Here is a 14011-nt window from a genome sequence, read left to right as displayed (position 1 = left end):
TCAGATACTTTTTTTTTTAGAATCTGCTGTGTTTGCAGATAAGGAAGAAAGTTGCATCAGAGCAATTTCCACGGTCAAACGCGGATTTTTGGAGTTTTTATAATTGATGTCTGCATGATTACAAATCTCAATGGCATCAACTAATTGTTGTGCATTCCATTTTTTGCTCTGCTCCAGAAACTTAATTTTAGTCTTTTCACCAACTTCAATTAAACTGACGGTGTGTGGATTTTGAGCCATCATCAAATCACGGAAATGACTTCCTAAACCTGCGATAAAAATATGAGGATCAAATCCTTTTTTAATAATCTCATTTAAAGTAAACAGCGTGTCTGAAATTTTATTTTCATGCGCTAAATCTACAATTGAAAGATATTGTTCGTAATCAAGAACATTCAAAACTTCGGCTGCTTTTACCAGAGTAATATTTTTCTGTGAAAAAGTGGAAAGTCGATCAAAGATGGAAAGTGCGTCACGAAGTGCTCCATCTGCTTTTTGAGCAATTAAATAAAGCGCATCATCTTCATATTGGATTCCCTCTTTCTCTGCTATTTTCTGCAGATGAATTTGAATATCCTCAATGGTAATTCGCTTAAAATCATAAATCTGGCAACGGGATAAAATTGTTGGAATGATTTTATGCTTTTCAGTCGTGGCCAAAATAAAAATGGCGTGCGCTGGCGGTTCTTCTAAAGTTTTCAAGAAAGCATTAAAAGCCGCTTGAGACAACATGTGAACCTCGTCGATAATATAGATTTTATATTTCCCAACTTGAGGTGCGAAACGAACTTGATCGGTCAATTCCCGAATATCATTAACCGAGTTATTAGAAGCTGCATCAAGTTCGAAAATATTATAAGCAAAACCGTCTTCCGAAGTGGAACCGTCTCTCTCATTAATTTTACGAGCTAGAATTCTGGCACAAGTAGTTTTACCGACGCCTCTTGGTCCGCAAAAAAGAAGTGCTTGTGCTAGCTGATTTTCTTCGATGGCGTGTTCCAGAGTTTCTGTAATATGACCTTGCCCAACAACAGTATCAAACTCTTGCGGACGGTATTTTCTTGCAGAAACCACGAAATTTTCCATTGGTCAAAAATAGGGAAATAATTGAGAATAAAAAATTGAAGCCATGAATTATTATCCCCAAATTCCTTTAAAATTAATACAAATTTAGTCGTCAAAGATTGAAAAATAAAAAACTCTCAAAACTTTTGATTTTGAGAGTTGAGTTTATTTATTTTCGATTTGAAATAAAATTTTGAAACTTGCGCACTCTGCAGCCCGACTTGAATGAAGCTCTTTTTGCAAAACGAAATGGAGCAAAAAAGCGGGAATGGAAGGCGGAAATGTCTGCCCAAATAAACAGTAAAAACTGTTTAACTAATTTTCCCTTCTTCCAGAATTTCGCGCATTTGATATTCCTGCACCAATTCGATAGCGTTCGTGACCACATCACTCAACGCAGTAATAAATGTTCCATCTTCTGCCATGCTCATCGCATGTTTGAGCGCTTCGATCTCTTTCGGAATCGATTCATAGCTTACCGTACTATCAGATTCCTGAATTCCAGAAATAATTAATTCGTTGATTTCTTCCTCCGTTCTGCCACGCAAATGTTTTTCATTTCTAATGATGATATAATCGAACATACGCCCGGCGATTTTACCACATTCTCTGATATCTTCATCGCGACGGTCGCCAACTCCAGAAATGATTCCGATTTTTTTAGTGGCTTCTACGTTGCTCAGATAATCTTCTATGGCTTCATATCCCGCAGGATTGTGAGCAAAGTCAATTAAAACCTGGAATTTCTTAAATTTAAAAATATTTAATCTTCCCGGCATCAACATCGGACTTGGGATAAAGGTGCGCAGCGAATTGGCAATATCCTCGATTTCAAAACCGTAAAGATAAGTTGCTAAACTGGCAGCCAAAACATTAGAAATCATGAATTTGGCTTTCGCTTCCATGGTAATTGGAATGTTTTGCGCTTTGGCAATTCGAATTTTCCAATCTCCTTTTTTGATGGTTACAAAACCTTCTTCGTAAACGCAAGTCACTTTTCCTTCCTTTGCGAATTTTTTGATGTGAGGATTGTTTTCATCCAAACTAAAAATTGCAATTTTAGAATCCAAATCAGGCATCAGCCTCATTGAATAAGCATCGTCTGCGTTTAAAACACTCCAGCCATCTTTCCTCACGGAATCCATAACTACACGTTTAACCTTAGTCAAATCTTTCAAGTTATGAATGTCGTTCATTCCCAAATGATCTTCTTTAATATTGGTTAAAACACCGATATCACAAGAACTGAAGCCCAGTCCAGACCGAAGAATACCACCTCGAGCAGTTTCCAAAACGGCAAATTCTACGGTGGGATCTTTTAATATAAATTCTGCTGATAAGGGTCCAGTTGTGTCTCCTTTTGTCAACATCGTATTTTGAATATAAATTCCATCAGAGGTTGTGAACCCTACTCTATATCCATTATTTTTAATAATATGAGAAATCAATCTGGTGGTGGTGGTTTTACCGTTGGTTCCAGTAACCGCAATAATTGGAATTTTGGCCGGTTTACCTTGAGGATAAAGCATGTCAACCACTGGTGCAGCCACGTTTCTTGGCAAGCCTTCACTTGGTGCCAAATGCATCCTAAAACCTGGCGCAGCATTCACTTCTAAAATGGCGCCACCGCTTTCTCTTAGAGGTTGCGTAAGGTTTTCCGCCATAATATCAATTCCAGCCACATCTAATCCGATAATACGGGAAACCCTTTCTGCCATTACGATATTCTCGGGATGAACCATGTCGGTCACATCAATTGAAGTTCCACCTGTTGACAGATTAGCCGTGGATTTTAAATAGACGATTTCTCCGTTTTTAGGAATGCTTTCTATGGTGTAATTTAGTTTTTCTAAAAGCTCGTTGGTGTCTTTATCAACAGAGATTTCAGTTAAAACATTTTCATGTCCGTACCCTCTTCTTGGATCTAAATTTTCTTTGTCAATTAACTGCTGAATATTGCGCTCTCCATCGCCAATAACGTGAGCTGGAACTCTTCTCGCGGCGGCAATCATCTTATGATTAATGACCAAAATACGGAAATCATATCCTGTAATAAATCGTTCGACAATTACCTTTTGACCATAATTCTGTGCGTGAATTAACCCGATTCTGGCTGTTTCAAAATCATTAACATTGATTGAAGAGCCTTTGCCATGATTACCATCTAGCGGTTTTAAAACAATCGGATAACCGATTCTTTCGATGACGCTGGCTAAACCTTCGTCATCGTGAACTAAATCACCTGTAGGTACAGGAATCGCAGCTTCATCGAGCATCTTTTTAGTCAGTTCCTTATTACAAGCAATGTCAACAGCAATCGAGCTGGTATTGCCCGTAATCGTCGCCTGAAATCTGGTTTGATTTACACCGTATCCTAATTGAACCAAGGAATTTCGGCCCAATCTAATCCAAGGAATATTTCTGGCTACAGCTTCTTGTACAATACTTCCGGTTGAAGGACCCAGTCTTTCTCTCTCACGGATTTCTTTTAAATTTTGAATGCATTCTTCCAAATTATAATCGCGCGCGTCAATTAAACATCTGGCAATTTCTACTGATTGTTCGGCAGCGAAAATTCCAGAATTTTCTTCTAAATAACTGAAGACAACATTATATACGCCGGGAGTTCTGGTTTCTCTGGTTCGCCCAAAACCAGTATCCATACCTGCTAAAGTCTGAATTTCTAAAGCAATATGTTCAATGACATGACCCATCCAAGTTCCCATTTCAATCCTAAGGAAAAAACCACCTTCAACGCCTTCCGAACAACGGTGAGTAATAAGTGATGGCATAAGCAATTGCAAACGATCTCGGAAACCATCTACTTTATTGGTCGGTAAATGTTCCATTTCTTCCAAATCCAAACGCATCTGAATCAATTTTTTTCTCCTGATGCTCCAAATGTTAGGTCCGCGTAAAACTTGTATTTTATCAATTTTCATAGGTAATCGCTGTCTTTTTTAGTCGGTAAAAATTATTTGAATATCAAAGATAAACGAAAACCTTAATAATTAGGAAAAAATAATAAAAAAAGGGAGCAATTTTTTCAATACCGTACTCCTTTAAGTATTGAGAAGTTAACCAAATTGATTGCGTATTATTGAAGGAAGAAGGAATTATTTTTTAAATTTGCACTCTATGAAATCAGTTGGAAAATTAATGATTATTGGTGGCGCTGTTAACAAAGGCAGTTTTTCAGAAACCGATTACGATCAAAATATAGAAAAAAACCTGAATTTTTTTGAGAGAGGTATCCTTAGAAAAATAATTGATGAATCTCGCTTAAAAGAGGATTCGGTGATTGAGGTTATCACGACTGCTTCTCAAATTCCACAAATTGTGGGGCCCGAATATAAAAAAGCGTTTGAATTTCTGGGCGCAAAAAATGTTAATATATTAGATATAACCAATCGAGAACAAGCCAATAGCGATGGTATTACAGCGCGCGCAACGGCTGCAGATGTTGTGATGTTTACGGGTGGCGATCAGCTTAGACTGACTTCTATTCTGGGCGGAACGAGATTTCATGATATCATTCTTCAGAAATACCAAGAAGAAAATTTCATTTATGCCGGAACTTCAGCTGGTGCAGCGGCAGCCTCAGAAAATATGATCTACCAAGGTTCCAGCAGTGAAGCTTTACTTAAAGGGGAAATTAAAACAACGCAAGGTTTGGGTTTTATCGACAATGTAATTGTTGATACTCATTTTGTGCAGCGAGGAAGAATCGGAAGATTGTTTCAAGCAGTGGTTAACAATCCCAGAACATTAGGCATTGGTTTGGGAGAAGATACGGGCCTATACATTGACAAAGGAATTATGACAGCCATTGGTTCTGGATTGGTGATTTTGGTTGATGGTCGTTTTATTAAAGATACCAACCTCACCAATATCGAATTGGGCAAACCAATTTCTATCGACAACCTGATTGTTCACGTATTATCCCAAGATGATTTCTACGATTTAAAAGAGAAAGATTTAACGATCGTTCATTCCCAGTACGGTAATTCGCCAGATTACAAATAGCATAAATAAGATTTTAAAATAATGAAAATAATCATTCATGGTGGCTTTTTCTCGGAAAGCGATCAAAGTCACGAAGTGAAAATTGAGAAACAAAATTCTTTAAAAAAAATTGCCAAACAATCTTTTGAATTCTTACAAAGTCATTCCGCCGAGGAAACCGTGGTGCATGCTGTAAAATTGCTAGAAGATGATTTGTTGTACAATGCCGGAATGGGTTCTCAAATTCAGAGTGATGGGAAAATTAGAATGAGTGCTTCTTTAATGAATGGCCAAACTCAAAAATTTTCAGGAGTCATAAATATTGAAAATGTAAAAAACCCAATTGAGGTTGCGCAGGTTTTAATGAAAGAAGACGATCGCGTTTTGGGCGGAAATGGTGCAAAAATTTATGCTACCGAAAATGGCTTCGAAGATTTTTCAACTGAAATCCCACAACGTAGAAAGGAATATGAAGAAAAATTAAAAACCGGTGGAAAAGGAACCGTTGGTTGTGTCGCTCTAGATCGGGAAGGACGACTTTCCGCCGCTACAAGTACGGGTGGAAAAGGCTTTGAACTCGTGGGAAGAATTTCTGATTCAGCTACTGTTGCGGGAAATTTCGCTAATGAATTTTGCGCCGTTAGTTGCACAGGCGTTGGAGAAGACATTGTAAGCAACGCCACGGCAGCGAAGATTGTGATAAGAGTTACTGATGGTTTTTCAATTAAAGATGCTGTAGAAAAAACCTTTTACGAATTAAAAGAAATTGATGGATTCGCGGGTGCAATTGCCATTGATAAAAACGGAAATATCGCTCATCAAGATTCTCATCCTACGATGGTTTTTGCGAGTTATGATGGAGAAAATTTTGAAGTTTTTGAATAAGAAACTTCCTTTAGATTTTTGCTTGCATAATATTTGATATACTTTTTCCTAACATTAAAAAAAATACGATGAAAAAATTATTTGCTCTAACAGTTCTCGGAACTTTATGTTTTGCAAGCTGTGCTCAGAAAGAAGAAAAACGTGAAGAATTTAAAGAAGAACACAGCGTCATCGAAAAGCGGAATGCTGGTGTAGATTCAGCAACTTTTAATGATGAAGGTCAAGTGGAAGATTCACTCTCAGTAAAATAAAAAAATGCGTCGATTGACGCATTTTTTGTTAGTAGTTAAATAAAACCGATCCCCAAGTAAATCCACTTCCGAAAGCGGAAAGTAGTACCAAATCTCCTCTTTTTATTTTCCCATTTTCGATGGCTTCACTTAATGCCAAAGGAATTGAAGCTGCTGTTGTATTACCAAAACGCTGGATATTATTGTAGACTTTCTCATCGGGCAACCCGAAACGTTTTTGCACGAATTGGGCAATTCTTAAATTCGCTTGATGCGGAATGAACATATCTAAATCCTCTGGTGTTTTACCTGCTTTTTCTAAAGCTTCCAACATGGTTTCCGGGAAACGAGTTACGGCGTGCTTGAACACAAAGTTCCCATTCATAATTGGATAAATTTCCGCATCGGTTACATTTTCTGGTTCCACTCGCATGCGATCGCTCCAACCGAATTTGGACCCTGGGAATTTGGTACATAATTCTTCGGCATGTTTTCCTTCAGAATGCATGTTGGTGGCTAAAATATCACCCGCATTTTTATCTTCTGTGGCGGATAGAATTATTGCTCCTGCTCCATCTCCAAAAATTACAGAAACCCCGCGACCGTCATCAGAAAAATCCAAACCAAAAGAGTGAATTTCTGCACCAACAACTAAAATATTTTTATACTGTCCAGCTTTAATGAAAGCATTGGCAACACTCATGGCATAGACGAATCCCGAACACTGGTTCCTTACATCTAAAGCACCAACCGTTTCGCAGCCCAACATTTCCTGCAAAAGAACGCCACAACCAGGGAAGTAATAATCTGGTGAAAGGGTTGCAAAAACAATATAGTCGATATCTTTACCAGTCATGCCAGCCATTTTCAAGGCAGATTCAGCGGCTTTAAATCCAAGATATGCGGTGGTTTCATCAGAATCATTTCTGTTTTTACGATGATGCCTTTCTTTGATGCCGGTTCTTTCGGTAATCCATTCATCGTTGGTAGTCATCAATTTAGACAAATCATCGTTGGTCACTATATTTTCAGGCACGTAATGGCCCACTCCTTTTATATAACTTTTAATCATAAAATTTGTAATTTAAATCAAAGATAAATATTATTTGAGACATAAGAAGTTTTGTTGAATTGAAAACTAATTTTAACTTAAATTTGCCAAATGGCTATTGAAATTTTTTATAAAAATGATCATTGCGAATGGATCGATGTGGAAAGTCCGACTGAGGAGGATTTAGATTTTTTACACAATCGATACAATATCAACTTTCTTCTTTTAGAGGATACGATTGACGCTAATCATTTACCAAAATTTGAACAAGATGGCGATGTGAATTTTTTTTTGATGAGGGAAAATACGCAGTTAGAACGATCTAATCTCAATACCATCAGCGATATCTCGACCAAATTGGGTGTGTTTTTAATGGACAATGTAATCATCACGATTCACCGCTTGAAAAATAGAAGCATTTACGAATTCAAAAAAGAAGTTGAGCTTCCCATTAATACGGAAATTACGCGAGACAACATCGCTCTAAATTTAGCTTTAAAAGTAATGAAGTCTTACGATGATGAATCGAAGAATCTGCTGGAAATAATGGATCAAATCGAAAGCGAGATTTTCCTTAAAACAACTAATCATTCCAATCATATCCGCCGACTTTACCGCTTAAAAAGAAAATCTGGATTGAATACGAGAATCCTCAACATCTCGACTGTTTGGGTTGATAAATTTAAATTGCTACAGCTTGACGACACGGCAGTTACCGATTTAAAGGATAAACACAAAGATGTGATTGCCGACTTTGAACATTTGAATACGCAAGTGGCCAGTCTAATTTCAATGTTTTTGGCAATGAGCGATCAAAAAGCCAATCAGGTTATGAAGGTCCTGGCAATTTATTCAATGTACTTTTTCCCTATTACGTTTATTGCGGGAATTTATGGAATGAACTTCGACTTTATGCCCGAATTAAGTTTAAAATATGGCTACTACATTACGCTCGGTTTAATGGCGGTAATCACGTCGATCACTTTTTTATACGTTCGCAAAAAAGGCTGGTGATTTTTTAAATTGGAAAACCAGAGATTGCTTTGCTAAAAAATAAAATAGAAGCCACTAGAATTCAATACAAAAAATCCCAACCTTTCAGTTGGGATTTGCTATTTCTAAAAGAAATTTTTTAATTAAAAGTTTAAAACACGAACGTCAATTCGTCTGTTCTGTGCTTTACATTCATCTGTATCATTATCTACACAAACCGGAAACTGAGCTCCGTAGCCTTCTGCTTCAACTCTATCCGCGGCAATTCCCATTTCTAGTAATTTAAGCTTGGCAGCTTGAGCCCGTAGATTTGAAAGTCTCAAATTTCCTTCTTCACTTCCTGTATTATCAGTGTAACCACCCAATTTTACTTTTGAGGTAGGATAAGCATTTAGAATTTCAGCTAGTTTGTCCAATTGATCTTCTGATCCTGGTTTTAAATCGCTGCTACCACTCTGAAAATAAAGATTTTCAATGGTGTACCATTTATTTTGATCTAAAATCTTCTGGTCTTCTAACTTTAAGCCGTTATATAAGGCGAACAGCTGACTGTTTTCTCCGACACCTATTGATTTGTTACTCAATCTAATTTCCTGAATATCGCCAGTATCATAAACGAAGTCTCCATCTTCATTAAGAGTTCCTTTTACCACAGGTACCGGAATAGTAGAATTTGTATTCACTACAGTAGTTGGTGCAGAAGTAATTCCCGCAAATCGCTGTAATGATTCTAATTTCTCTCTTCTATTTTCTTCTATTTTATCTTTATGTAAGACCGCCAATGTTGGTGCAATTACCAAAGAAATAATCGACATCAATTTAATTAAAATATTCATCGATGGTCCTGAAGTATCTTTGAATGGATCACCAACAGTATCTCCAGTCACCGAAGCTTTGTGCGCTTCAGAACCTTTGTAATGCATCTCACCATTAATTTCAACTCCTTGTTCAAAAGATTTTTTAGCATTATCCCAAGCACCACCGGCGTTGTTCTGGAACATTCCCATCAATACCCCGCAAACAGTAGCTCCTGCTAAGAACCCTCCTAATACTTCTGGTCCGAAAATGAATCCCATTAATAAGGGAGATACCAAAGCAATCGCTCCAGGAAGCATCATCTTTTTAAGTGAAGCATCCGTAGAAATTGCCACACATTTTTCATATTCCGGAACTGCTTTTCCTTCTAAAATCCCTGGGATTTCACGGAACTGGCGACGAACTTCTTCTACCATTGCCATTGCTGCTTCTCCTACCGCTTTAATAGCTAAGGAAGAGAAAATAAATGGAATCATTCCACCAACAAATAGTCCAGCCAATACATCAGCTCTATAAATATCAATACCATCGATACCTGCAATTCCTACAAAAGCTGCAAATAATGCCAGGGCAGTTAAAGCCGCAGAAGCAATTGCAAAACCTTTTCCAGTTGCTGCAGTTGTATTTCCAACAGCATCTAAAACATCTGTTCTTTCACGAACTTCTTTTGGTAGTTCACTCATTTCAGCAATTCCACCAGCGTTATCAGCAATCGGCCCGAAAGCATCAATTGCTAATTGCATAGCTGTAGTTGCCATCATTCCAGCGGCAGCGATTGCTACTCCATAAAGTCCTGCACATAAATAGGAACCGTAAATTCCACCTGCTAAAACAAGAATTGGTAGTAACGTAGACTCCATTCCAACTGCCAGTCCACCAATAATATTAGTCGCATGTCCAGTCGATGATTGTTTAATAATACTTTTTACTGGTCCTTTACCCATCGCGGTGTAATACTCAGTAATGATACTCATTAAAGTTCCCACTACTAATCCAACGATGATGGCTCCGAAAACGCCCATTTTTGTAAACTCATGGCCTCTTAAACTCATGGTTTCAGGCATTAAATAAGTCACCAAGAAATAAGAAGAAATTGCGGTAAGAACAATACTTCCCCAGTTTCCTAAATTTAAAGCATTCTGAACTGGAGCAATATCTAAACTGGTTGTTTCACCAATCTTCACAAATAAAGTTCCGATCATTGAATATATAATTCCTGTACCGGCGATAAGCATTGGTAAAAGAATTGGCGCAAAACCTCCGAAAGCATCGACTGATAAAGTTTCTCTTCCCAGAACCATGGTAGCCAAAACGGTCGCAACATACGATCCGAATAAATCGGCACCCATCCCAGCAACATCACCAACGTTATCACCAACATTATCGGCAATCGTGGCCGGGTTTCTTGGATCATCTTCTGGAATACCCGCTTCTACTTTACCAACTAAATCGGCACCAACATCAGCTGCTTTGGTATAAATACCACCACCAACTCTGGCAAAAAGGGCAATTGATTCTGCACCTAATGAGAAACCAGTCAGAATCTCGATGGTTCTTTCCATCTCATGAGAATCAACACCAGCGCCTGGAGCAAAAATTTGTTTGATGATAATGTACAATCCACCTAATCCTAAAACCGCTAAACCTGCGACACCCATTCCCATTACGGAACCTCCGGTGAAGGAAACTTTAAGAGCTTTAGATAAAGATGTCTTGGCAGCTTCGGCCGTACGGACGTTGGCTTTCGTTGCAATCTTCATCCCAATAAATCCTGCCAAAGCAGAAAGAATTGCACCGAGAACGAACGAAATTCCAATACTCCAGTGCGAGTTGGCACTTGTACCGCCCATCACCGCTAGTAAAATGGCAACGACAATAACGAAGTAGCCCATTACTTTGTACTCGGCTTTTAAGAAAGCCATGGCACCATCTGAAATATAACCGCTGATTTCTTTCATACGGTCATTACCTGCATTTTGCTTACTCACCCAGGAGCTTTGGACAAAAGTGTAGATTAAAGCAATAATACCAAATATTGGTACTAAATAAAATAAATCCATAAATTACTTTTTAATGTTAATTATTAATACTATAAATTTTTTATTGAAAACGAAGACCGAAAATACGCCTTTTTTTTTCGTTTTAACTATTTTTTAACAAAAAAAAATAGACAAATGAAAACATTTGCCTATTAAATCGTAAATAATTTCAGCAAGCTTAACCGCCAAATTTATTAGCATAATCTTGCTGCGAAGCTTGGATTACTTTTTTAGCATGTTCCGCTCCATATACTTCATGAATAGTACATTTCGCTGGCTCATCTGGAAGATTCTTGTAGGTCAGGAAATAATGCATCAAACGTTTCACTTCAGCTTGTGGCAATTCCGAAATATCTCTGAAATGCCCAAAAGCATGATCGCCCTTCATTACCGCAACAATCTTGTCATCAGCTTCTCCCTTATCGATCATTTTGAACCCACCAATTGGTAAAGCCTCCATAATCATACCGCCCGAATTAATATTATGTGAACTTAATACGCAAATATCTAAAGGGTCTAAATCACCAGTATCTACATTCTGCGCGCCGCTCTCTACAGCTAATCTTAAAACTTCATCATGACAATAGGTTCTTGGAATAAAACCGTACAAAGCAGGAATGATGTTTGAAAACTGCTGAGGCCTATCTACTTTTAAATATCCACTTTGTTTGTCGATTTCATATTTAATGGTGTCACTTGGTACAATTTCCACAAAGACGTTGACAACATCTGGTGCTTCATCCCCTACTGGAATCCCATGCCAAGGATGTGCTTTAAAATTCGGTATCATTATTTTATTTTAATTTATAATTAAGTTTTCTTTTCTAAGATCTTCAATACAAGACGAAATATAATCTTGCTCATTCATATAATTCATTAAAAAAACTGTTTTAAAATCTTGCAATGTACTTTCATTACTGAGGTTTTCATAAGTTTTATGAAGCAAGTGCAGAATACTGCTTTTTGAATTAACTACTTTAGTCCAAGAGTTTTTTGTTAAGTAAAGTTGCTGCGAAGCATTATAATCAAACTCTTCATTAATCGTTTTTTCAGTTAAGAACAGAAATTCGTGCGCCTCCAAATCTTCATCAAACTTAGACACTAAATTGGCGGGTTTAATCCTTTCCAAAAAAAGCGTTATTCTTTCGTAGGCATGAATTCTTTGTTCCGATTGACCTTTTACCGTCATAAAATTAAGTTCCTGATTCTTAAATTTGATGTAGCTGTAAACAAACTGTCGAGCGTAAATCAAGAAAGGAATCGCAATTACTAGTGCAAATGCATATGGAAAATACGGTGATTCTATCATGTGTTTTTTCTACGGTGCAAAATTAGTGATAATTCTGTATCTCTTCATCAAATTTGTCAATAAAGTAATCTTAGAATTAGTCAAAGCTGCATATTGATATGAAACTGCGCCAAAACGCTCATTAAACTTGGCAACATTCTCAACTTCACTGCCCATAAAATCGAAATTTTTATCCTCACAAAAATCTTGCAAGCAATGATCAATCATAATTGACGGGAAGTTAGGGTTGGTTAAAGGATAACCATTAATGAACAGACTTAGATATCGATTTTTTTTACCTTCATACAAATAAACGAAAGACTGAATCTCTTTTTTAAATTCGAGAATTCTCAAATGACCAATATTATTATCTAAAAGCTTTTCAAAAATTTCAAAATAATTTTGATTGTCTTCTTCTTTATTTGTTCCTTTTATATTTTTAAAAAAAAAGGATTTGTCACTTTCTTGCCATTCTTTTTTCAAAATAATATGACCAACTAAATCGCCAATGATTCTAACATTTCTTCTTCGATGACTGCTGTAATTTTTTTTGATGGATGCATAGTTATCTTTTTTTAAAAAATAAGAAGTTCTTTTCTCAGTAGCTTGTGCAAAATGATTATCGCCATTAAAGGCATAAATCAAAACTAAAAAATTCTGGTTTAAGAAATCATAAAATTGCTGATTGACTTCAGAATCGTCGTCTTTAGAAAACACTCCTAATTGCTGACAAAGTTTCGGCATGAGAATAAAAGTCAAGCCATATTTACGAACGTAGGAAACCGGCATTACGATTTCGTAGTCGCCCCTAACTAATAGAAACCATTGCCGATTTGAGACAATATCTAAAAACTGTTTATCGGCATAATCGGCATTTTGACAGGCGTTTTCTAAACATTGTGAATATTGAGCAAAATCAATTTGGTCGTACTTAACTATTTTAATCATAATAAATTTTCGTCTGCAAAACTGAAATAAGCGTTTTGCGCAATAATCAAATGATCCAGCAACTGGATGTTTAAAATTTTCCCTCCTTCAGAAATTTGTTTGGTGATTTTTAAATCTTCAGGACTCGCTTTGAGATTCCCCGAAGGATGATTGTGTGCAATAATAATTCCAGTAGCAAGATGCTCGAGGGCGGATTTAAAAAGAATCCTTACATCAACGACGGACTGATTAATTCCACCTGATGACAATTTATTTTTGCCCAATACTCTATTATTCTGATTGAGATAAATTGCCCAAAATTCTTCAGTTTGCAAATCTGATAAATAGGGAAGTAAAATTTTATAGCTTTCCTGACTATTGGTTATTTGTAGTTTTTCCGGAACTTCTTGTGCGGCTCTTCTTCGTCCAATTTCGAGAGCAACCGCAATCGAGATCGCCTTTGCTTCGCCTATTCCTTTAAATTTCATTAAATCAGAAATTTGCAAGAGCGATAGATTATGCCAGTTATTTCCAACCGAATTAAGAATTTTGCGACCTAATTCTACAGCTGAATCTTCTCTATTTCCACTTCCCATAATGATCGCCAACAATTCCGCATCTGAAAGTGAATTTTTACCTTTTAATAAAAATTTCTCTCTGGGTCGATCGTCTTCTGCAAGGAACTTAATAGACATCTCAAAATTTTGTTGAA

General features: G+C 37.0%; 12 protein-coding genes. 4 read left to right on the top strand and 8 right to left on the bottom strand.

The genetic code is table 11. The annotated features are described in order from the left end of the window. Positions 1-1086, bottom strand: coding sequence for a DNA polymerase III subunit gamma/tau (dnaX, locus tag BMX49_RS10755; RefSeq protein WP_034720646.1), 1086 nt, complete (start codon positions 1084-1086; stop codon positions 1-3). Positions 1087-1376: 290 nt separating this feature from the next. Next, positions 1377-4007 (bottom strand): cyanophycin synthetase, encoded by a 2631-nt coding sequence (gene cphA, locus BMX49_RS10750; protein WP_034720645.1) that lies wholly within the window; start codon positions 4005-4007, stop codon positions 1377-1379. A gap of 196 nt (positions 4008-4203) precedes the next feature. Here cphA and BMX49_RS10745 point away from each other — a divergent pair, with 196 nt between their 5' ends. From BMX49_RS10745 to BMX49_RS10735, 3 genes are all read left to right on the top strand, one after another. After that, a complete protein-coding gene (locus BMX49_RS10745) occupies positions 4204-5091 on the top strand; it encodes a cyanophycinase (RefSeq protein WP_034720643.1) in 888 nt (295 codons plus the stop codon). Positions 5092-5112: 21 nt separating this feature from the next. Beyond that, the gene (locus BMX49_RS10740; RefSeq protein WP_034720642.1) at positions 5113-5955 is read left to right on the top strand and encodes an isoaspartyl peptidase/L-asparaginase; all 843 of its coding nucleotides are present in this window, start codon (positions 5113-5115) and stop codon (positions 5953-5955) included. A gap of 68 nt (positions 5956-6023) precedes the next feature. Next, positions 6024-6206, top strand: a complete 183-nt coding sequence (locus BMX49_RS10735; protein ID WP_034720640.1) for a hypothetical protein — start codon at positions 6024-6026, stop codon at positions 6204-6206. 28 nt (positions 6207-6234) lie between these two features. On the opposite strand, the gene BMX49_RS10730 is transcribed toward BMX49_RS10735, so the two are convergent. After that, positions 6235-7257 carry a 3-oxoacyl-ACP synthase III family protein gene (locus tag BMX49_RS10730; RefSeq protein WP_034720637.1) on the bottom strand — a complete coding sequence of 341 codons (1023 nt, stop codon included), beginning with the start codon at positions 7255-7257 and terminating at the stop codon, positions 6235-6237. 90 nt (positions 7258-7347) lie between these two features. Here BMX49_RS10730 and BMX49_RS10725 point away from each other — a divergent pair, with 90 nt between their 5' ends. After that, positions 7348-8250 carry a CorA family divalent cation transporter gene (locus BMX49_RS10725; RefSeq protein ID WP_034720634.1) on the top strand — a complete coding sequence of 301 codons (903 nt, stop codon included), beginning with the start codon at positions 7348-7350 and terminating at the stop codon, positions 8248-8250. A gap of 122 nt (positions 8251-8372) precedes the next feature. On the opposite strand, the gene BMX49_RS10720 is transcribed toward BMX49_RS10725, so the two are convergent. From BMX49_RS10720 to radC, 5 genes are all read right to left on the bottom strand, one after another. Continuing rightward, complete coding sequence (locus tag BMX49_RS10720; protein WP_034720632.1) at positions 8373-11105, bottom strand: sodium-translocating pyrophosphatase; 2733 nt, start codon at positions 11103-11105, stop codon at positions 8373-8375. A 157-nt stretch (positions 11106-11262) separates the two neighbouring features. After that, positions 11263-11874: an inorganic pyrophosphatase gene (locus BMX49_RS10715; RefSeq protein ID WP_034720630.1), complete on the bottom strand. Its 612-nt coding sequence runs from the start codon at positions 11872-11874 to the stop codon at positions 11263-11265. A 9-nt stretch (positions 11875-11883) separates the two neighbouring features. Further along, complete coding sequence (locus BMX49_RS10710) at positions 11884-12393, bottom strand: DUF7935 family protein (RefSeq protein ID WP_034720628.1); 510 nt, start codon at positions 12391-12393, stop codon at positions 11884-11886. Between the two features lie 9 nt (positions 12394-12402). After that, on the bottom strand, positions 12403-13320 hold the full coding sequence (locus BMX49_RS10705) for a hypothetical protein (protein ID WP_034720625.1): 918 nt from the start codon (positions 13318-13320) through the stop codon (positions 12403-12405). Then, the gene (gene radC / locus BMX49_RS10700) at positions 13317-13994 is read right to left on the bottom strand and encodes a RadC family protein (RefSeq protein ID WP_034720622.1); all 678 of its coding nucleotides are present in this window, start codon (positions 13992-13994) and stop codon (positions 13317-13319) included. Before radC ends, BMX49_RS10705 begins: the two co-directional genes overlap by 4 nt. Positions 13995-14011 lie beyond the last annotated feature (17 nt).

The sequence above is a fragment of the Kaistella antarctica genome (assembly GCF_900109615.1).
Taxonomy (GTDB): domain Bacteria; phylum Bacteroidota; class Bacteroidia; order Flavobacteriales; family Weeksellaceae; genus Kaistella; species Kaistella antarctica.
The sequence above is the reverse complement of the archived record's forward strand: the minus strand, read 5'-3'. Positions and strand labels throughout refer to the sequence as shown.